Below are 20647 nucleotides of genomic sequence, written 5' to 3'. Positions count from 1 at the left end.
AAAATGCTCAACAGGCCCTAGACACTTACCAAAAAGGAACTCAATTGAGTTCCTTTTTGCTATCCACTTTTATAACTGATATTAATAATAGGAATCGCAATATTAAGACCTTTACTCAAGGGACAATATGTAATCAAACTCTTGCTGAGTCACAGGTTGTACACTAAGTCTTGCTCCCTTGCTGACTAATAGCATTTTAGCCAGATTAGGATCTGCTTTTAATTCAGCCAGCGTAATGATGCGTTTAAATTTTGATTTATAGGTTAAATCTACTGCTACCCAGCGTGGATTATCAATGGAAGATTTAGCATCAAAGTAGGCTGAAGTTTGATCAAAAGCACTTTGGTCAATATAAGGCTCTGATGATACTGTTGCTAAACCCACTATGCCTGGCACTTTACAGCTTGAATGATAAAAAAAGACTGTATCGCCAAGCTTTACTTTATCCCGTAAAAAATTACGGGCTTGATAGTTTCTGATCCCATCCCAAGTTTCTGTTTTATTTTTGCATTGCTGTAAATCATCAATACTGAACTCATCAGGTTCAGATTTCATTAACCAATAAGCCATATCTCGTTCCTATTTTTCTAGCTTTCATCAAACAAAGCGAATTCTTCTAAAATTAAATCTGTGAATAACTGCCCTGCTCGGCCTAATGGTCGCTCAAGTGTCGACACTAACTGCGGGGTGAAACGAAAACGATGACCACCAACAAAATCAACAATCGCTAGCTGAGTGCTGTCGAGCTCTTCAGCAATTAAATATTCTGGCATCCAACCGAAGCCTAATCCTTTTAGTAAGGCATTTTTTTTCATGATAAAGCCTGATAAATAAAACACTTTATCACCACCAAATTGTAACTCATCACGCTGTTTTGTCGGTGCAGAATCTTCGATGGTCAGTTCAACATGTTGCTGCAATTCAGATAAACTCACCGATGACATGGTGGCTAAAGGATGCTGCGCTGAACACACTAAAATACTGGTCACTGTGGGTAATTGTTTTGCAGAGAAATATGGCGCAGCAACATAATCTTTGACCAACATTAAATCAGCTTTATCACGCTCAAATCGATGTTGTACCCCGCCTAAGAATTCCATATTCAGCTGCACTTTAGTAGGAACATTATTCTCAGACATACGCTTAAGCGCCGTCATGATGGGCTCCATCGGTAAAGCGCCATCAATAACCAACTCAAGCTTTGGCTCCCAGCCTTCACTAAATCGGCTGGCCAAATGTTCAATATTCGATAAATGCTGCAGTAATCGCTGTCCTTCAGCCAAAATGACTTTGCCTTCAGGGGTTAACTCAGCACGGTATTGATCTCGATTAAATAATTGCACTCCTAAATGCTGCTCAAGCTTTTTAACTTGATAGCTTACCGCTGACTGCGCTTTGTGTAATCGCTCTGACGCTTTAGAAAAACTTCCTTCTTCAACAAGCACTTGCAGAACATTAAAGGCTTCTACATCAATTTTCATTTTTTACCCTCTCGCAAGCTCTGTCCAATTGCTTTGACACTATTGTAAACAAATCAATACCATCTAAAAAATTGATTAAGTTACGTGGTTTATTATTCTTTTTTTTGTCCATTCTAGCAACTAAATTGATAACTAGATCACAAAGTGTTTGATTTTATTGCGCTAGAAAACACCAACAAAAACAGCGCCAGTATCAAATTAAATGCCATTTAAAGAGTAAATTAGCTTAAGGAGTCAGTATGCCTGTATATGTTCAGCAAGGTCAGATACCTGCTAAACGTCATATCGCTTTCGAAAAAGAATCGGGCGAGTTATATCGTGAGGAATTATTTTCAACTCACGGTTTTTCTAATATTTACTCCAACAAATATCATCACAACATGCCAACTAAAGCACTGGCTGTTGCACCTTACTCAGTTGACCATGGTGAAACTTGGCAGGATTCATTAATCCAAAACTACAAGCTGGACTCACGCCAAGCGGATTGTGAAGGCAACTTTTTTAGTGCCCGTAATAAAATATTCTTTAATAGCGATGTCGCTATGTACACCGCAAAAGTCTCTGAAGATACCGCTGAGTTTTATCGTAATGCTTATGCAGACGAAATTGTTTTTATTCACAATGGTTCGGGTAAATTACTCAGTGAGTATGGCGAACTTGAAGTTAAGCAATGGGACTATTTAATTATCCCACGCGGCACGACTTATCAGCTTAAGTTTGATGATTACGCCAACGTTCGCTTGTTTGTCATTGAGTCATTCTCAATGGTTGAAGTGCCTAAGCATTTTAGAAATGAATACGGGCAGATGCTTGAGTCTGCGCCTTATTGCGAGCGCGACTTTAGAACACCTGTATTAACTGAAGCCGTTGTTGAACAAGGTGAGTTTCCGCTAGTGAGTAAGTTTGGTGATAAATATCAAGTGACAACACTAGAGTGGCACCCATTTGATCTTGTTGGCTGGGACGGTTGTGTTTACCCGTGGGCATTTAATATCACCGAGTATGCTCCTAAGGTCGGCAAAATTCATTTACCGCCTTCTGACCATATCGTATTCACAGCTAACAACTTTGTAGTATGCAACTTTGTGCCACGTCTTTATGACTTCCACCCTCAATCTATTCCAGCGCCTTATTACCACAACAATATCGATAGTGACGAAGTCCTATATTACGTTGATGGCGATTTCATGAGCCGTACAGGGATTGAAGCCGGTTATATGACCCTGCATCAAAAAGGTGTGCCTCATGGGCCGCAACCAGGAAAAACCGAAGCATCAATCGGCAAAACAGAAACCTACGAATATGCGGTAATGGTAGATACCTTTGCACCACTTAAATTAACCGCTCATGTAAAAAACTGCATGAGTGATGATTACAACCGTTCATGGATTGAATCATAACAACAAAATTTGATTCACCTGTACTCAGTTTAAACGTCACCAAAGAGTGACGCTCAAAGCAAATAAAATTAAGGAAAACACAATGGCGAGCGAAACAAACCCACTTGGTCTTTTAGGCATTGAATTTACAGAATTTGCCAGCCCTGACACTGATTTTATGCATCAAGTGTTTATTGACTTCGGTTTTTCTATGCTTAAAAAAGCAAAAGCGAACGATATTGTTTATTACAAACAAAACGATATTAATTTCTTACTGAACAAATCTAAGCAAGGTTTCTCTGCTGATTTTGCTAAGTCTCATGGACCTGCAATTTGTTCTATGGGCTGGCGTGTTGAAGATGCTGAGTTTGCATTTAACGAAGCCGTTGCTCGTGGTGCAAAGCCTGCTGATGATGCAGCAAAAGACATGGCATACCCTGCAATTTACGGCATCGGTGACAGCTTAATTTATTTCATCGACGTATTCGGTGAAGCGCAAAATATCTACATCAATGATTTTGAAGACTTAGCAGAGCCAATGATTGTTGAAGAGAAAGGCTTTATGGAAGTCGATCACTTAACCAACAACGTTTACAAAGGCACCATGGAAAAATGGGCTAACTTTTATAAAGACATTTTTGCCTTTACTGAAGTGCGCTACTTTGACATCAGCGGCGCACAAACCGCATTGGTATCTTATGCGCTTCGCTCTCCAGATGGCAGTTTCTGCATTCCAATCAATGAAGGTAAAGGCAACAATAACAACCAAATTGATGAATACTTAGGCGAGTATAACGGCCCAGGTGTACAACATTTAGCATTTAGAAGCCGCGATATCGTAGGTTCATTAGATGCAATGGAAGGCACTGCAATTAAGACGCTAGATATTATTCCTGAATATTACGACACCATTTTCGATAAGTTGCCACAAGTGACTGAAGATCATGACCGTATTAAGCATCACCAAATCTTAGTCGATGGTGATGACGATGGTTACTTATTACAAATTTTCACTAAAAACTTATTTGGTCCTATTTTCATTGAAATTATTCAACGTAAGAATAACTTAGGATTTGGTGAAGGTAACTTCAAAGCGTTATTTGAGTCTATTGAACGTGACCAAATGAAACGCGGTGTGCTTTAACGAATAAGGCTAATTAAGCCTTATTCTTGGTAAATAAAAAAGCCCGCTGTTTTTAACAGCGGGCTTTTTACGTTCTGAACTTATTCCACTTTTTTAAAAATGCACATCCCTTTAAAAAGGTGCTTCTTACAATAGGGTTTCTTAAAATAGTGTTTCTTAAAATAGTGTTTCTAAAAAAGGCGCTTATTAAAACGGAATATCGCAGTCTATTTCAAATCGAATCCCTGTCACTGGGTGAGTGAAGCTTAAATAACTGGCATGCAGTAATAGCCTTGATGCTAGGGTTTCTGATATTGCATTGCGGTATAAATCGCATCCCAGAATCGGGTGACCAATATGTTGACTGTGGATTCTTAGTTGGTGTGTACGACCGGTAATCGGCGTGAATTTTACCCGCGTCACTGGCACTTTTTGCTCGGATTTTTCGGCATTAACATTGACGCTGATATTGGCATAGACATTAATACTGGCGCCAACATTAGCATTAGCATTGGCGTTAACAAAGCTCTCCTCAATCACCTCAAACTCTGTTAGCGCTTGTTTACCTGTATCGCTACAGATTTTCATGTAAGGAAAATTATCGAGATACTTCGCGATTGCAGCGTTAATCGCCCCCAAGCTTTGTAACTCATCTGATAAATGACCATGCAGCACTGCGTGATAACGCTTATTAATGGTTTTATCTTGAAACTGCTTGGTTAGTTGGCCATTGATCGTTTTATTTAATGCCACCAGCATAATGCCAGAGGTGCCAAAATCGAGACGATGAACCAGTGTTGCCGTCGGGAAATTTTGCACTAAACGATAATGAACAGAGTCCTTATTAAGCGGGTTCTTACCCGATAAACTCAGTAAACCACTGGGTTTATTGATCAACAATAAATGCTCATCTTGATATAGGATGGAAATCTGTTCAGCGCATGGTGGGGCAATAAATTCTGTCATCACAGCCTTAGGTATTTATTAAGGCAAGAATGGTAATAAAAAGGTGGCAATTAAGCCACCTTTGTTGTGTTTACTCATGATAAATTTTTTCTAAATCAAAGCAGTCTTTTGCTTTAACTCTGATATAGATTTCAGATACTTAAAACTGCAATGACGCTGTATCTGTCGCATCTTCATTATCAGTCACGGTTAACTGTACCTCATTCGCTTGCCCTGCACGTTTAAGTACAATACGGCGATTCGACTGATGGCCATCATTAAACAACCATGATTGCGATGTAATTCGTCCATCTTCATCGACACTTCGTGAAATAAACACTTCAAAGAACCACAAATTTATGTATTGAATCGCGGCTGTTGGAGCAGCATTTTCAGGAATATCAGTCACCTCGACTGTTTGCGTCGAACTATCTGACTCACCTTCTGCATCTGTTACCGTTAAGCTGACTTGGTAAACGCCATTACTTGTAAACGCATGACTTGCAGACATCCCTGTGGCAGTGCTTTCATCACCGAACTGCCATTGGTGTGTTAACCCATCTTGATTGTCATCAGTAGAAGTAGAAACAACTTCTAACTGCGCACCATTTATTGCCCATGTAAAGCTTGCGACAGGGACTTGATTTGCAGGAGTGAATTGTAACTCGACAACCATAGGGTCGTGATCTGAAGAGCGATAAGCATCAGCAGCATAGTAATTAACAAGCTGGGTATCCGATTTATATTCTTGGTTATAATCCAAAATTGAAGGTTCATCAGCATTAATATGCCAATCAGTCACATTCAACACATTATCAAGTAATGCATCATTCACTAATGCATGGTCTAACTGACCAGCTTTACCTGAGTAAACATAAGAATAAGCATCCGAAATACCAAAGTGGTTAAACAACTCAGTAAAACCATTCTCGGTTAATGCAGTCACGGGGTCTTCTTTGGCGTAAGCATTTAAATCACCAATAATCAGTACTTTGGCTTGTTCACCATTAACATCATATTGCGCTGCCAGCCAAGGCATCATAGCTTGAGCAGCCCTAGTACGAGTGAGGTTACAGTTACCTTGACCATCACCTACATCAGGATCCCCTACGCTATTACAGTTACTGCCTTTAGATTTAAGGTGGTTTACTGCAACAACAAACTCATCCCCAGTAGCAGCATCAGCAAATAACTGAGTCACCATTGGGCGGTTTTTACTGTCATCAAATAAGGGCAAGTCTTGTTCATCTAATGGTGAGTTACTCGTGTTTAGCACTTTGGCATCACCTACAGGTAAAACGCGGTCAACTTGGTAGATTAACCCTACGGCTATTTCATCTGTGCCGACAGTGGTGTCACTTGCAGCAATATAATCATAACGGTTGGCAATCGTTGCATCATTTAAAGCACTGACTAAGTTTGCGATAGCAGACAGGTCTGAATAGCCATCATTTTCGATTTCCATTAAACCAACGACATCAGCATTCATGGCAGCTAACGCATTTACAATCTTAGCTTGTTGACGCTCAAACTCACTGAGAGAATCAGCTCCTCGTGAAGTTGGAAACCCGTTACCCTGTCCATCACCGTTAAAGTAGTTTAGTACGTTGAAACTTGCCACAGTGACATCGCCGGTTCCCACAAGCTCTGGTGTCGTTGTACGAGAGTTGCTAGCAATAACATTGACAGTATGAGTTGGCATCACTCGATATTCATTAAAGCTGTAATGCAAAACCCCAGTGATAGATGAGATAGAATCACCTGCACGAAGACTGTTATTAGCAGATAATTGCGGCGCAGGATAAGGCACGACATCTGGGTTTTGAATGGTTGCGCCATCATCTAGGATGATGCGATCTAAGTCATAACTTGCTTCTAGTGCTAACGCATCAGCACCAGGATTGGCAACTTGTGTCCCTGTATAATGACGTTCACTACCTAATTCTGCCTCACCATATCGACCTAAGTTGGCGACAGTATTCACCACTAAAGCTTGCTCAAAACCGATCAACATTCCCTCGTAAGCTTCAAGTGAATGTGTACTTTGAACGGGTAAACTTATTAAAGATACTTGAGGTAATACTTGCTGAGTATCACACACGATACTGCCACTAATATCTGCGAGTTCTGTGAGATTGTTATACTCTTTTACTGTCGCTTGTAATCTGACTCTATCGCCCATATTGACAGCGATTGGTTGTGAATCTGTATAAACAAATATGGCTTCAGAGGTGCTAGGGTCGGCATCAATCTCATTGTCAGCCATTTGTAAGTAAAAACCTTTTAGACCCGCTTGCATATCACTGGTAACTATACCTTCTACAATGACCGTCTCGCTTACTAATGGACTGATATCACTGCTACCTTGAATGGTATGAATTGCAGTAAATGAATCACCACAAATCAGCTCAACTGGCTCAGTTGGGTCAGTTGGGTCAGTTGGGTCAGTTGGGTCAGTCACGGAACCATTGAAGCTGCCAAGATCACTAAAATCATCTTTTGCAAATCCAAACCAATTATCTAAAGAAACTGCATCATCTGGATTTATGTCGGCAATGATGCCATCGTGATTGCGTCTTAAAGTATTATCTTTCGTCGACAAATCACCAGAGCCCCACTCAGAGCCAGGATCTACTCCTACTTGACCCAGTGAGTCGACAATCGTTGTTTGATTAAAGAGTACAATGGCATCATCACCATTAAAAAAGCTCGTTGTTGATAACTGTTGAGCTTTAGCTAGTATCTCAGAAGAAGCATCATCATCCGCGACGACAAAAGTCGCACCCGCATCAACCTCACCAGTTAAACTGATAGTGCCGCCACTGTTACTATTACCATTGAAGAAGAACTGAAGTTGATAATCAGAAAGATCGACAGCTTCATTAGTGGGATTGTATAGTTCAATCGCCTTATTGTTGCTGCTTCCTTCAATGTATTCAGAGATGATTAAATCATCCGCATAGCTTTTGGCTGCTAAAGTCGCCATAGATACAGTAGATATGGATAAAGCTAATAACGAAAAATTGAACTTATTCAGTTTGCAAAACATGTGTAACCCCTAGATTTATTAATCTATCTTTATGTGTTTATAGTATTTTTATCATTTTGGTTTAATCCAAAACTACCCAAGACTATAAACAGCAAGGGTTGCACATTTGTTAAGATTCAATTACATATCGATACAGTGCTCTCGAATAAGTCTTTCGTATTAATGAAGAAAACAAGTCAAATTAAGGCACAAAAAAACCGCTCAAATGAGCGGCTTTTAATGTTGGAATGCCTTACATATTAACATCAACAATATAGTGGCCTTGCAGCCAGTTACGGCCAATCAGTAGCTTGTACGTCATCTTACTGCGATCACGTAGGTTAACATCAACTTTGAATTCTTCACCGGGTTCGCCGATTGTTAATGTCACCATGTAGCGGATCTCACTCCCCTGTGCATTACGAATTAAAGAAGTGCTATGAATACGGGCTGTGACATCTACCGTTTCATTTTTTTCATTCATTGTTGTAAATGTCACATCTTTACCAACATTATTATCCATGTTGGTTTTATCTTCATCTTTAATTCTTAAATTTACGGCATGCAGTGAGTTTTCTACTGCACCAGTATCGATACGAGTATCAAATATCAAACCAGACTCGACAATACTGATCCCAGCTGTTGGCCCGATAAATTTCTTTTCTGATACGTCAACCACATAGCGGCTCTTTAACCAATTGCGGCCAATCAGTAATTTATAGTCCATTGTGGTTCTATTTTTTAAATTTACCTTGACCTTACGGGTGCTTTCGCCAAAGGTAATAGGTAATTTAACCGCATAACGGGTTTCAGTGCCTTGTGAGTTACTCACCGTTGACACGCCGACAATTTCAGCAGTAATGTTTTCTTGCTCGCCTTTCTCATTGAAAGTCGTGAACGACACATTTTTACCTATGTTGTCTTTCATTTTTTTCGCACTGCCACCTTCGACGTTAATATCTAGAGCATGCAATGACGAGTTAACTGCGCCTGTATCCATTCGTGCTTCAAATACAACTCCATTTTGACTAACTGACATCATTTCAGTTTGGCCTAGTACTTCTTTCTCAGCCGCCATACTTGAAAATGAAATACAACAAATGAAGGTAGCATTAATGATTGTTTTGAACATGCAAAAGTCCTGCAAGTAAGATGAGTTAAAGTTTTATAATGAAATTATCTAAGGATTTGTTCGATTTCTTTATCAAACAAGTTTTTGATCAAACCAGAAAACTCTGTGATAAACACACTTTGATCTGGCGTTGCATTATGGGTTGCTACACTGGCTAAAATCTCTTCAAGATCATAGACAATAGCATCAATTTCACGAATGACTTTATTGCGCTGAGCAAATGATAGGTTTGGATTTTGGCCACAAACCATAATGATTTGGGCTGATAGTTGGTCTTCGAATAATTCCATTATTGTTTGGCTATTTATACTGTTATCTTCTGACGCTTCAAACAGCCCTAAATGCTCAGTTAAATATTGAATTAAATGAATGTAACCATCTTTATCAGTGACCATTATGTCCCCTGTTTACGTGGCTTTTGAACTGCAAAAGCCACTCGTTAATTTTCTAAATAAGCAACATCGTCAGTTATTGGGATAGAGTCAAAACAAAAGAGACTGGAACAGCTAAACTAATGCTGCTTAATCCTGCTACTTCACGGAGCTTATTGACCCCTTCAACAAGATCAAAATCATTTGCTTGAATAATGACAGGAGCCATACTGCTCACCACCATTTTTTTATCCGATAACTTAGCGACTAAAACATCAAATGTTATTTGACGACTTTTACCGTGTAACTCTATTGTGCCATCAATTTGTGTAACTAATGTTGAACCTACACTCAAATCAGCCAATAATTTAGGATTAACGACTGCTGATAACCCAAGTTCTGGAAATTTAGCCACTTCAAATAGCATGGTTTGCATTCGTTCATCACGAATTTCAACACCCGTGTCAACGCTGACCAAATCAATCGATAAATTAAACGCACCCTCTGGCGTTAGACTACCACTTACTTTTTTAAAGTCATGAACTTCAGCAATATCGCCTTTCTTAATTGAGATAAAACTGACTTTCGAGTGTCCCTGTTTAACTTGCCAGTCGGCTGCAAAGCTCGCCGCAGACATCAAAGAAGTAGACAGTAACGCAATGGGTAACACTTTGAGCCATTTTTTCATCATTAATCCCTTTTGTGAATAAAAACAGTTAAATTATAGATTAAAATTAATTAACTCGGAGGCTATCCAAACGTTGAGTTAATTCAATCTTGCTACATTAGCAGCTAAAAGTCATAAATACATAGATAACACTGACTATAAACGACTTAGCCATTTATCAAGTGCCTGTGCAAAAGCATGTTTGTCTGCTTGCGAAAAGCTATTTGGCCCAGCAGTATGCACACCACTACTTCTTAGCTCTTCCATAAAATCACGCATGGTTAAGCGCTGCTTTATATTATCAACGGTATAGATATCGCCACGAGGGTTAAACACCATCGCACCTTTTTCAATCGCATCTGAAGCCAGCGGAATATCCCCAGTAATCACTAAGTCACCGTCTTTTAATTGCTCAACAATATAATTGTCAGCTTCATCAAAACCTGAGCTTACTCTGACGACGGAAATATTAGGTGAAGCAGGCACTCTAATAAGCTGATTGGCCACCAAAATTAACGGCACCGATTTTCTATCGGCTGCACGAAAAAGCATTTCTTTAACTGGGTTGGGACATGCATCGGCATCGACCCAGATTGTTTTACTCATTACATTATCTCAGCAAATTAAATTTGTTACGTCATTAACGCCACTTACGGCGCTAATCGATCAATATTCCAGCCCGAGGGATTCTTTTGATAAACAAAGCGGTCATGTAACCTACGCTCTCCGCCTTGCCAAAACTCAATACTTTCAGGTTTGATGCGGTAGCCACCCCAGAATTTAGGCAGTGGTACTTCGCCCTTGGCAAATTTATTTTTCATCTCATTAAATTTGCCTTCTAGTGCTTGGCGAGCACTGATTTTACTCGACTGTTTTGACACCCAAGCAGCGATTTGGCTGTCTTTAGGGCGACTCATAAAGTACTTAGTCACTTCCATCATAGATAATGGTTCTGCTTCACCCGTTACCGCCACTTGTCTTTCTAGCGGATGCCATGGAAACAGTAGGCTGGTCTTGGCATTTTGCGCTAGGTGTATCGCTTTGCGGCTTTCTAAATTAGTGAAGAAAACAAAGCCATCATCATCAAACTTTTTGAGTAACACGATACGCTGAAAAGGTTGCCCATGTTCATCTACTGTTGCAACACACATTGCGGTAGGGTCGGTCAACTCTGCTTGTTTCGCTTGCTCAATCCATTGGGTAAACAAATCCATTGGGTTTTCAGGCAAATCGTTACGGCGTAATCCACCTTGAGTATATTCTCGGCGGATATCAGTTAAATCATTCATTTAGATACCTCTTTAATTACTGTCATTATACTCACAGTTGCTGATATATGATCATGACATTGCTGATAATTATGCTTATAAGCATTAATTGCAAAAAGTAGGCATAAAAAAACCAACGATAACCGTTGGTTTTCAAATAAGGTCAGTAAGTAAACTTACTTTTTAACTAAACCTTTGCCTTCTGCCCACACATGAAGCAACTCAAGACCTAAAGTCGCACCTGCAAGCGCCGTAATATCTGCTGAATCATAAGCTGGGGCGACTTCGACAACATCCATACCCACGATATTCATGCCACGAAGACCACGGATGATTTTCATTGCTTTGTCACTGGTTAAGCCACCACAAACTGGCGTACCAGTACCTGGTGCATAGGCAGGATCGAGACAATCAATATCAAAGGTCACGTATAGTGGCATATCACCAACACGCTGCTTAATTTGTTCTACAATTTGCGCCGCAGTTAGATCGTTGGCTGTGGCTGCATCAATCACTTTAAAAGCATGGTCAGCGGTATTGTATTCAGTTCGAATACCAACTTGAATTGAATTTTCAGGTGCAATTAAGCCTTCATTCGGCGCATGAAAAAACATCGTACCATGATCATACTTGCTACCTTGGCTATAAGTATCTGTGTGCGCATCAAAGTGCAACAAAGCCATTTTGCCGTACTTTTTATAATGCGCGCGCAATAAAGGTAAAGTAACAAAATGATCGCCACCAAAGCTTAATAATGCTTTGTCACTATCAAGTATACGGGTTGCAAACCCTTCAAGCCGTGTAGTGAAATCGTCTTGATCACCACAATCAAACACTAAATCACCCGCATCAACGATATTGATAGTCTCGCTGATTGAAAAATCCCAAGGCCAACGTGTTTCTTCCCATGCAAGGTTTACTGATGCACGACGAATAGCATCAGGCCCCATACGACCGCCTGAGCGTCCCGTTGTTGCCATATCAAACGGTAGTCCAATAACAACGACATTTGCATCCGTTTCAGTCGGCTTAAAGTTAAGCGGCTGACGTAAGTAACCAAACGCATTGGAATACAATGAATAATCTGCTTTTTCAGCAAAAGTGCTCATACAACTCTCCGTAAAGGCGAAACGCCAATAACTACAAATATTCTGGTATCAGCACTTCATGACAAAGTTGCTGATAGTGACTAAAGTTAACTTCGTACCCTTGCTCAGTCGCAAGCGAGCAACTCCCCAAACACAAATGTGCAGGGAACCCGTCAGTATTTTTAGCCGAATTAAAACCAATCACATCCCAGCTACCAGGATTAAGACTGCTCAATAGCCTTGCGTAAATATCAACCGGATGCTCCGATAGGTTTACATTGGTTTCTAAACTCACATAGGAGCTTTTTTCCTGAGGGGTAATATGAATCGTGAAATACTCTTGGCCTTTAATACCATTAATTGAATAACCAAAAGGTTCAAACAAAAAGTCATCCACGATGAAATCAGGAAACAATTCCGCCAATTGCAATAATTCACGAATGCCTTGTGCTGATTGATTCATGCCACGCAAATAATCAGCTGCATCGCCGTTAATATGGTACATCAATAATTCATTTGTCGTATCAGCAGCTGGCGCAATAAACGGCTTCTTGGTACTAAACATATAATGATGATGTGAATCTAAGTGGCCAATTCGGTATGCATTACCTGCTATCGTTTGACGGATTTTTTTCAAATCATCTTGAAATGAACTTGATTGCAAGTGCGACAAATATTCATTTTTACGTTGATAACTGGCAAAACCAATCGCCTGCTCACCCACACTCTCAATAAATGACATCACAGCGTCAGCAAGTGTCGTTGTGCCACAAGTCAGCATCACAAAGCGGTCATCCCACACGAACAAGCTGGACTCACTTAATAAGTAGGCATCACAAAACTCATTACTGACTGAGGACAATATTTCAGCATTAGCACAGGCGACAATGTCAGCCCAAAATGGCTGTCCAAAGCTGCGCAATTTTTGAGATGAGTCAGCTAATATGACTTCAATCTTTTTTTCAGAACCTTCAAAAAACATATTTTAAACCTAAAAACGCAGAGTAATGTTCATTACTCTGCTGACACTCTTTTTACGAAAAATCTTCTAAATAGGTGTAACCCTTTAGACCTAACTGTAACTCTTCCAATATTGAGGTTCTTTCTTCTTCTGCAATATGCTGGTTGACTAACTCTTCGTAGGTGCGCATAAACGCAACGGCATCCAAGTTAACGTATCGCAGCACATCAGCAACGGTGTCACCCGCTAATACTGATTCAATATTCGGTAAACCATTTTCTTCAACACGAACCACTGCCGAATTAGTATCACCAAATAAGTTGTGCATATCGCCTAGGATCTCTTGATAAGCACCAACCATGAAAAAGCCAATTAAATAAGGACTTTCTGGTGTCCATGCAGGTACTGGCAAGGTCGTTTCGATGCCTTGGCCATCAACGTACTGATCGACGATACCATCTGAATCACAGGTGATATCTAACATTACCGCACGTCTTTCTGGTGGCTTATCAAGGCCGCTTAACGGCAATACAGGGAACACTTGATCAATACCCCATGCATCAGGAATTGATTGGAACAATGAGAAGTTAACGAAAAACTTATCTGCAAGTTTCTCATTTAATTCATCAATAATCGGTCGATGGAATCGATTGTTATTACTTAATAAGCTTTTTAATGCATGACAAACTCGCAAGTTTGTTTGCTCAGCCCATGCGCGTTGCATTAGAGTCAGCTGGCCTACAGAAAACAATGAATGCGCTTCAGCAATATCGCTTTGAGTATCATGATAGATTTCAATGATAGCGCGATTATCTGGGCGCTCACTCATATCCGTCCACGACATCCACATATTGTGTAATAGCTGTGGCGCGTCTTCTTCTGGCGGCTGAATATCTTCTGGGTAGTAGGACTCAGTACCAATCACATCGGTAATTAATACCGCATGATGCGCTGTTAAATGACGCCCAGACTCTGAAATAATACGTGGCATTGGCTGTTCGTATTCATTACAAATATCACCAAGCACACTGACGATGTTATTAGCATATTCAGTTAAGCCGTAGTTCATCGAGTTGTTACTTTGGCTTCGAGTACCGTCATAATCAACTGCGAGTCCACCACCGACATCAAAGGTATCGATTAACGCGCCTAACTTTCGTAATTCACAGTAAAAACGCCCTGCTTCGCTCACACCTTGGCGGATATCGCGAATGTTGGCGATTTGCGAGCCTAAGTGGAAGTGAATCAATTGCAGAGAACTCATCATATCGAGCTCTTTTAATTCATTCAGTACTTTCAAGACTTGCGCAGCTGATAAACCAAATTTTGATTTTTCACCGCCACTGGCTTGCCATTTCCCTTTGCCCTGGAAGGCTAAACGAGTACGTAAACCCAGTCTTGGGGTCACACCAAGCTCTTTAGACTCTTGCAAAATTAGCTTAAGTTCAGAAATTTTTTCGATAACGATATAAACTTTATGACCCAGTTTTTCACCAATCAGTGCTAACCGAACATATTCTTTATCTTTATAGCCGTTACATACAATCACTGAACTGGCTTTTTGCGCCATAGCCAGTACTGCCATTAATTCAGGTTTACTGCCTGCTTCTAAACCTAACTGAGGTACTTCTTTAGACTTTTGACTGGCTAATATTTCTTCAACAACGGTCTGCTGCTGGTTAACCTTAATAGGATAAACCAACAAATAATCATTCTGATATTCGTACTTTTGAATAGCTTCATTGAATGCATCACATAAGTTTTCGACTCTGCGATGTAAAATCTGCGGGAAACGCACAAGCACTGGTAATGCAACACCAGCTTTCACCATATCTTTGGCAAGTTCATTCAAACCAATCGTACAGTCAGGTTTACTTGGGTCTGGTGTCACTGTGACTTCACCCGTGTCATCAATACCAAAATATTGCTGACTCCAATGGGTTACGTTATAGCTTGAACGTGCGTTTTCGATAGACCAATCTTTCATATTCTTCATTCCGTCTATTCAGCAGATTATGCAGTCACGCTTTGGGCGTTTTTCACTGCAGCTTCTACAAATGCGGGCAATGCAAAGCTTGCCATGTGTAAAGCAGGCGTATAGTAACGAGTGCTGATATTAGCCTGTTCAAAACGTTGCTTTAATGTCGTTATATCAATTTCACGGGCTGTTTCATCATTGGTTGCCCATGCAAACGCCATCGTGCCACCAATGTAAGTAGGTACTGCAGCATTATAAAACCAACAGTCCTTCACATATGGCGTCATACGACGCACTGTATCTTGTAACTCTTCAGGCTGCATAAATGCCACGCCATTTTGAGCAACAAAAATGCCTTTTTCAGTTAAGCAGCGAATGCAATTTTCATAAAATGCAGAACTGAATAATACTTCACCAGGTCCGACCGGATCGGTGCAGTCAGAAATAATCACATCAAACTGCTGCTGGCAATGTTCAATAAAGTGCATTCCATCATCGATAACTAAATTCACACGAGCATCTTCAAATGCACCTTGTGAATGTTGTGGGAAATAGGTTTTACACATTTCGACCACATTAGCATCGATTTCAACCATAGTAACCTGCTCTATAGATTGATGTTTTAATACCTGTCTTAACATTCCGCCATCACCGCCTCCAATGATAAGTACTTTTTTAGCACTGCCATGGGCAAGGATCGGAACGTGAGTCATCATTTCATGATAAACAAACTCATCTTTTTCTGTTGTTTGAATGGCACCATTTAATGCCATTACTCGGCCAAAATTAGTATTTTCAAAAATACTTAAATGCCATTGCTCTGTTTTTTGTTCAAACAAAACTTGTTCAACTTCAAAGTACTGGCCATAACCAGCATGTAAAGTTTCGTAATAAATATTTGATTTGTTTAGCATGTTAAAAGTCCAACACTGCCACAAAATTCGATGACCTTCGCAGCGTAGATATAAGTTAAAAAGGTGAACAAATAATGGGTATCCCTTATCATGAGCCTAGGTTCATGAATGAGTGAAATTCAATTTCAAAAGGATTATAATTAACGCATTTATTGTTCGCACTACCTTGATAAATGAAGATAAGTCTCAAGCTTATCGCACGTCAAGGTAATCTGCTGTTTTTTCTACCTCAACAAACCTTTATAAAAAGCACTTGGTTCAATTAAAAAAGCGGCGCAATTAAACCCTGCAAACAATGATAATGCAAGGGTGAAAAAGCAATTTTAGTATAAATTTAATTCATTATTTTAGTGCAACAGAAAAGTTATGTTTTTTTTGTTAAAAACCAAATAGTTCCCTCAAAGAAATTATGCCTATTTTGCGCATATCATTAACTTAAAATTTCTAATCTGTGTTTTATTGAGTTTAGTTTATGAACGCAAGTTACAACTACAGCTATTACGTATATAATTATCCTGTTTTCTCCTTATCTTTAGTTAAATAGAGCCGCAAATGATACAAATCGGAAAGAATCACTCCCTAGAAGTCGTAAAACAAGTCAGTTTTGGCGTTTATGTGAATGCGCAAGAGTTAGGACAAGTACTATTACCTAATAAGTTTGTCCCTAAAAACTGCCAAGTTGGCGATATGGTTGATGTATTTCTTTATCTTGATTCTGAAGATATTGTGATTGCCACCACTCAAAAGCCCTATGCACAAGTGGGTGAGTTTGCTTACCTTAAAGCCATTGCAACTGGTCCATTTGGTGCCTTTTTAGATTGGGGCTTAGACAAAGACTTGCTATTACCTTTCGGCGAACAGCACAGAAGCATTGAAGAAGGTAAATCTTACTTGGTTTATGTTCATCCTAACCATGTTGATGAGCGTATTATGGCTTCATCTAAAGTCGATAAGTTTTTAGATAAAACACCTGCTGAGTATGAAGCTGGACAAGAAGTCGATTTAATTATCGGCGGCAGTACAGACTTAGGCTTTAAAGCCATTATCAACAATGCCCATTGGGGTGTTTTGTTCCAAAATGAAGTATTCCAGCGTTTAAGTTTTGGCCAATCAATTAAAGGCTATATTAAACAAGTGCGTGAAGACGGCAAAGTTGATTTGATTTTACAAAAAGCTGGTCAACAAAACTTAGATAAAAATGCTGAAACAATCATTAATAAATTACACCGTGCGGGTGGTTTTTTACCATTAAATGATAAGACTGATTCAGCGATCATTTATGACCAATTAGCCATGAGCAAAAAAGCGTTTAAGCGCAGTATTGGTGGTTTATTTAAAGGTGGCCAAATCAGTATCGAAGATGATGGCATTAGATTGCTTAAATAAGCTACAGATAAACTGAATTATTTGATAAAAAGCATGGTTCTGTTATAACAAACCATGCTTTTTTATTTGGAGTAATTTATGGAACTTAGCAATCAAGAAGCCCGCATCATCGGCTGTTTATTAGAAAAAGAAATTACTACCCCCGAACAGTATCCCCTTTCCATTAACTCCCTGACCATGGCATGTAATCAAAAAAGCAGCCGTGAACCTGTGATGAGCTTATCTGAACAAGAAACACAATCACTCATAGATGAACTCACCAAGAAAAGACTGATCAGCGAGCAAACAGGCTTCGGCAGCCGCGTGGTTAAATACAAGCACCGCTTTTGTAATACCGAATTTAGTGACCTTCAATTTTCAAATGAACAACTTGCCATTATCATTGTACTACTGCTTCGCGGACCTCAAACTCCTGGTGAGCTTAAAACCCGCTGCAATCGATTACATGAATTTGATGGGCCGCAGCAAGTAGAAGCGGCACTGCAATCTTTAGCATCAAGAGATGAGCCACTAGTCGTACAATTGCCGCGTGAAGCCAATCGCCGAGATTGCCGTTATGCTCAATTATTTTCTGATAAACAGTATCTTGAGCAAGGCAGTACTTCATTTGACGTAACTGCTGCTCCAGTAGTTAAACCTGCGAGTAATGAAGCAACCCATGCCCTACTTGAAAGAGTTGATGCATTAGAATCTCAAGTGAGTGATTTAACCCAGCGTTTAGCCGAACTTGAACAACTGCTAGATTAATCATTAAAGTCAGAGTTAACACTGACTTAACAAAAATTAATCTTCATCTGGTTCGCTATCAAGTATGATGGCGAACACATCACCGTTTTCTCAAGGATATTTTTTACTTATGAACGCATCTCCTCGGTCTTCCTCACTTCGTCAAACTTGGCTTATTGCCAGTTATGAACTGAGTAAGCGATTCACTAATACCAAAGGTATTGCGGCGTTAATCGCCTTCTCATTACTCTGGGCAATTATTTTGTTATACCCAGTGCAAAGTGCCTCAGTCTATATGTTAGAACCTGGCTTTAAAGAGCTTGTACAAAGTATCTATGGCCCTGATGCACTCAGCCAACTCTTTAGCTGGAAGGTCGCTGAGTTTGCCGTTTTTTGGTGTATTGCACTGTATGTGTTCCCAATGTTCAGCATTTTTATCACTGCAGATCAATTCAGTTCTGATAAACAACGTGGCTCATTTAGATTTCTTACCTTAAGAGTCAGTCGTGATAGTATTTTCTTCGGTCGCTTCTTAGGTCAAATGCTCATACAAGGGTGTTTGCTGTTATTAACTATTATTGCCACCATCTTGATGGTACTCACTAGAGATGCTGGATTATTTACCGATGCCTTATTAAGTGGTTTTTCAGTATTCATCAATGTCTTTATCGCACTGCTACCTTATACCGCAGTTATGGCTGTTTTATCTTGGTATGCAAACAGCGCACGACAAGCGAGTATTTACGCCGTGATCTTATGGGCGGTGAGTGGCATTTTAATCATGATCATTAATAGCCAATTACCTGCTATGTCATTTTTAAGTTGGATACTACCTGGTTCGCAATTATCATTAATGATAAATACGCAAGGGTTAAGCTCATTGATGTATGCACCCATTCCTCTCATTCAAACACTTGCTGTATTAATAGCAGGTCGCATTTACATGCAACGGAGTGCACTATGAAGCTAATTACATGTGAAGGTGTATCTAAGCAATACGGTACTAAAGCGGCCCTTTCTAATATCAATCTTTCATTAGATACCGGCGCGCCTATCGCCCTTGTCGGCCCTAATGGCGCAGGTAAAACCACGTTATTTAGCTTGCTATGTGGCTTTATTCACCCGAGTTCTGGTGAGATCTCTATTTTAGGTGAAAAACCTGGCAGCCAGAAATTACAAAACGTAGTCTCTGCTTTACCTCAAGATGCGGCGCTAGATCCTAACTTTACTATCGTGTCGCAACTGACATTTTTTGGAAAGTTACAGGGCATGAACGGCAAACAGGCAAAACAAGAAGCCCTACGAGTGCTGGAATTAGTGGATTTATCCGCCTCAGCTTTAATGTTGCCTAAAAGCTTAAGCCATGGCATGAGTAAACGTGTTTCTATCGCTCAAGCGCTCATGGGATCGCCTAAATTAGTCTTGTTAGATGAACCCACAGCGGGACTTGATCCTGCTAATGCCAAAAAAATCCGTCAAATCGTAAAGGATTTATCAGCAACCACCACATTCGTCATCAGTTCACACAATTTAGAAGAACTAGAAAAGCTCTGTGATCAGGTGCTTTATTTAGAACAAGGGCAATTGCAGCAATCAGTTTCAATGAAAGCTGATGCAGAAACAGCCTTTTTGACTCTGACGATGCAGCAATCTGATATCGCACTATTGAGTGATAAAGTAAGAAGCATGCCTAACATCATCAATGTCAAAGTCAGTGATGACGAACAAATCATTATCGAACATCATTTTGATACTAGCTTTAACCTTGAAACGGCATTACTCGCACTATTTAGTGAACATGGCTGGCAATATAAAGCCATCATGAAAGGGAGAAGCTTGGAAGAAACTCTTTTTTCTAGCTAGATAAACTCTGCATCAAGTCAGTAAGCCCAGTATTAAGTACTGGGCTTTTTGTTTACAGGCTAGTTATTTTCAGGCTAATTATTGAACCAACATCCAACTTAAACCACAAACCACAAACCACAAACCACAAACCACAAAGTAAAAAGTCACCGACTCATTATTCATATCGTATACATACCCTACTTAGGCAAAACTGCAGCCAAAACGCCGTCGCTATTCTAAACGCTCAAGTCATAGGCATAAGTCTTAGTCATTTCTGAACAGCCATTGGCACATCTCATAGCGCACATCACAGTTCACCGTTCATAGCTATAGCTATAGCTCATAGCTCATAGCT

19 protein-coding genes are annotated in these 20647 nt (G+C 39.9%); 6 read left to right on the top strand and 13 right to left on the bottom strand.

Annotated elements, in window-relative coordinates; translation table 11 throughout:
• Nucleotides 1–111: 111 nt before the first annotated feature.
• Both AB4153_RS03540 and AB4153_RS03535 read right to left on the bottom strand, forming a co-directional pair.
• Nucleotides 112–570: an EVE domain-containing protein gene (locus AB4153_RS03540; protein WP_371996402.1), complete on the bottom strand. Its 459-nt coding sequence runs from the start codon at nt 568–570 to the stop codon at nt 112–114.
• Nucleotides 571–587: 17 nt separating this feature from the next.
• Entirely contained in the window at nt 588–1481 is an 894-nt protein-coding gene (locus tag AB4153_RS03535) for a LysR family transcriptional regulator (RefSeq protein WP_248955726.1), read from the bottom strand.
• A gap of 239 nt (nt 1482–1720) precedes the next feature.
• On the opposite strand from AB4153_RS03535, the gene AB4153_RS03530 reads away from it, so the two are divergent.
• Entirely contained in the window at nt 1721–2881 is a 1161-nt protein-coding gene (locus tag AB4153_RS03530) for a homogentisate 1,2-dioxygenase (protein WP_248955725.1), read from the top strand.
• A gap of 82 nt (nt 2882–2963) precedes the next feature.
• Nucleotides 2964–4004 (top strand): 4-hydroxyphenylpyruvate dioxygenase, encoded by a 1041-nt coding sequence (gene hppD / locus AB4153_RS03525; RefSeq protein WP_102527955.1) that lies wholly within the window; start codon nt 2964–2966, stop codon nt 4002–4004.
• A gap of 186 nt (nt 4005–4190) precedes the next feature.
• Here hppD and AB4153_RS03520 read toward each other — a convergent pair whose 3' ends face one another.
• From AB4153_RS03520 to speE, 11 genes are all read right to left on the bottom strand, one after another.
• A complete protein-coding gene (locus tag AB4153_RS03520; protein WP_371996401.1) occupies nt 4191–4949 on the bottom strand; it encodes an RluA family pseudouridine synthase in 759 nt (252 codons plus the stop codon).
• Between the two features lie 139 nt (nt 4950–5088).
• Nucleotides 5089–7977 (bottom strand): ExeM/NucH family extracellular endonuclease, encoded by a 2889-nt coding sequence (locus tag AB4153_RS03515; protein ID WP_371996399.1) that lies wholly within the window; start codon nt 7975–7977, stop codon nt 5089–5091.
• 232 nt (nt 7978–8209) lie between these two features.
• Nucleotides 8210–9088: a RimK/LysX family protein gene (locus tag AB4153_RS03510; RefSeq protein ID WP_371996398.1), complete on the bottom strand. Its 879-nt coding sequence runs from the start codon at nt 9086–9088 to the stop codon at nt 8210–8212.
• 44 nt (nt 9089–9132) lie between these two features.
• Nucleotides 9133–9483 (bottom strand): DUF3802 family protein, encoded by a 351-nt coding sequence (locus AB4153_RS03505; RefSeq protein ID WP_102527959.1) that lies wholly within the window; start codon nt 9481–9483, stop codon nt 9133–9135.
• A 73-nt stretch (nt 9484–9556) separates the two neighbouring features.
• Entirely contained in the window at nt 9557–10147 is a 591-nt protein-coding gene (locus tag AB4153_RS03500) for a YceI family protein (protein ID WP_198589560.1), read from the bottom strand.
• Nucleotides 10148–10282: 135 nt separating this feature from the next.
• The gene (locus AB4153_RS03495; RefSeq protein ID WP_102527961.1) at nt 10283–10732 is read right to left on the bottom strand and encodes a YaiI/YqxD family protein; all 450 of its coding nucleotides are present in this window, start codon (nt 10730–10732) and stop codon (nt 10283–10285) included.
• A 44-nt stretch (nt 10733–10776) separates the two neighbouring features.
• Nucleotides 10777–11415, bottom strand: a complete 639-nt coding sequence (gene pdxH, locus AB4153_RS03490) for a pyridoxamine 5'-phosphate oxidase (protein WP_102527962.1) — start codon at nt 11413–11415, stop codon at nt 10777–10779.
• A 155-nt stretch (nt 11416–11570) separates the two neighbouring features.
• Complete coding sequence (gene speB, locus AB4153_RS03485; RefSeq protein ID WP_371996396.1) at nt 11571–12503, bottom strand: agmatinase; 933 nt, start codon at nt 12501–12503, stop codon at nt 11571–11573.
• A 31-nt stretch (nt 12504–12534) separates the two neighbouring features.
• Complete coding sequence (locus AB4153_RS03480; RefSeq protein ID WP_371996394.1) at nt 12535–13464, bottom strand: adenosylmethionine decarboxylase; 930 nt, start codon at nt 13462–13464, stop codon at nt 12535–12537.
• A 52-nt stretch (nt 13465–13516) separates the two neighbouring features.
• Complete coding sequence (speA, locus tag AB4153_RS03475; RefSeq protein ID WP_102527965.1) at nt 13517–15430, bottom strand: biosynthetic arginine decarboxylase; 1914 nt, start codon at nt 15428–15430, stop codon at nt 13517–13519.
• Between the two features lie 26 nt (nt 15431–15456).
• Nucleotides 15457–16335: a polyamine aminopropyltransferase gene (gene speE / locus AB4153_RS03470; protein WP_371996392.1), complete on the bottom strand. Its 879-nt coding sequence runs from the start codon at nt 16333–16335 to the stop codon at nt 15457–15459.
• A gap of 552 nt (nt 16336–16887) precedes the next feature.
• On the opposite strand from speE, the gene AB4153_RS03465 reads away from it, so the two are divergent.
• From AB4153_RS03465 to AB4153_RS03450, 4 genes are all read left to right on the top strand, one after another.
• On the top strand, nt 16888–17721 hold the full coding sequence (locus AB4153_RS03465; RefSeq protein ID WP_248955721.1) for a S1 RNA-binding domain-containing protein: 834 nt from the start codon (nt 16888–16890) through the stop codon (nt 17719–17721).
• Nucleotides 17722–17799: 78 nt separating this feature from the next.
• Complete coding sequence (locus AB4153_RS03460; RefSeq protein WP_371996390.1) at nt 17800–18468, top strand: YceH family protein; 669 nt, start codon at nt 17800–17802, stop codon at nt 18466–18468.
• A gap of 109 nt (nt 18469–18577) precedes the next feature.
• Nucleotides 18578–19411, top strand: coding sequence for an ABC transporter permease (locus AB4153_RS03455; RefSeq protein WP_371996389.1), 834 nt, complete (start codon nt 18578–18580; stop codon nt 19409–19411).
• A complete protein-coding gene (locus AB4153_RS03450; RefSeq protein WP_371996388.1) occupies nt 19408–20310 on the top strand; it encodes an ABC transporter ATP-binding protein in 903 nt (300 codons plus the stop codon). The genes AB4153_RS03455 and AB4153_RS03450 overlap by 4 nt, the downstream gene beginning before the upstream one ends.
• Nucleotides 20311–20647 lie beyond the last annotated feature (337 nt).

Source organism: Shewanella sp. 10N.286.52.E4 (assembly GCF_041468785.1).
Taxonomy (GTDB): domain Bacteria; phylum Pseudomonadota; class Gammaproteobacteria; order Enterobacterales; family Shewanellaceae; genus Shewanella; species Shewanella electrodiphila.
This window is presented reverse-complemented; position numbering and strand designations above follow the sequence as displayed.

Coding starts and splice junctions, on each gene's coding strand:
- AB4153_RS03540 (WP_371996402.1), bottom strand. CDS start 570: ATGGCTTATTGGTTAATGAAATCTGAACCTGATGAGTTCAGTATTGAT.
- AB4153_RS03535 (WP_248955726.1), bottom strand. CDS start 1,481: ATGAAAATTGATGTAGAAGCCTTTAATGTTCTGCAAGTGCTTGTTGAA.
- AB4153_RS03530 (WP_248955725.1), top strand. CDS start 1,721: ATGCCTGTATATGTTCAGCAAGGTCAGATACCTGCTAAACGTCATATC.
- hppD (WP_102527955.1), top strand. CDS start 2,964: ATGGCGAGCGAAACAAACCCACTTGGTCTTTTAGGCATTGAATTTACA.
- AB4153_RS03520 (WP_371996401.1), bottom strand. CDS start 4,949: ATGACAGAATTTATTGCCCCACCATGCGCTGAACAGATTTCCATCCTA.
- AB4153_RS03515 (WP_371996399.1), bottom strand. CDS start 7,977: ATGTTTTGCAAACTGAATAAGTTCAATTTTTCGTTATTAGCTTTATCC.
- AB4153_RS03510 (WP_371996398.1), bottom strand. CDS start 9,088: ATGTTCAAAACAATCATTAATGCTACCTTCATTTGTTGTATTTCATTT.
- AB4153_RS03505 (WP_102527959.1), bottom strand. CDS start 9,483: ATGGTCACTGATAAAGATGGTTACATTCATTTAATTCAATATTTAACT.
- AB4153_RS03500 (WP_198589560.1), bottom strand. CDS start 10,147: ATGAAAAAATGGCTCAAAGTGTTACCCATTGCGTTACTGTCTACTTCT.
- AB4153_RS03495 (WP_102527961.1), bottom strand. CDS start 10,732: ATGAGTAAAACAATCTGGGTCGATGCCGATGCATGTCCCAACCCAGTT.
- pdxH (WP_102527962.1), bottom strand. CDS start 11,415: ATGAATGATTTAACTGATATCCGCCGAGAATATACTCAAGGTGGATTA.
- speB (WP_371996396.1), bottom strand. CDS start 12,503: ATGAGCACTTTTGCTGAAAAAGCAGATTATTCATTGTATTCCAATGCG.
- AB4153_RS03480 (WP_371996394.1), bottom strand. CDS start 13,464: ATGTTTTTTGAAGGTTCTGAAAAAAAGATTGAAGTCATATTAGCTGAC.
- speA (WP_102527965.1), bottom strand. CDS start 15,430: ATGAAAGATTGGTCTATCGAAAACGCACGTTCAAGCTATAACGTAACC.
- speE (WP_371996392.1), bottom strand. CDS start 16,335: ATGCTAAACAAATCAAATATTTATTACGAAACTTTACATGCTGGTTAT.
- AB4153_RS03465 (WP_248955721.1), top strand. CDS start 16,888: ATGATACAAATCGGAAAGAATCACTCCCTAGAAGTCGTAAAACAAGTC.
- AB4153_RS03460 (WP_371996390.1), top strand. CDS start 17,800: ATGGAACTTAGCAATCAAGAAGCCCGCATCATCGGCTGTTTATTAGAA.
- AB4153_RS03455 (WP_371996389.1), top strand. CDS start 18,578: ATGAACGCATCTCCTCGGTCTTCCTCACTTCGTCAAACTTGGCTTATT.
- AB4153_RS03450 (WP_371996388.1), top strand. CDS start 19,408: ATGAAGCTAATTACATGTGAAGGTGTATCTAAGCAATACGGTACTAAA.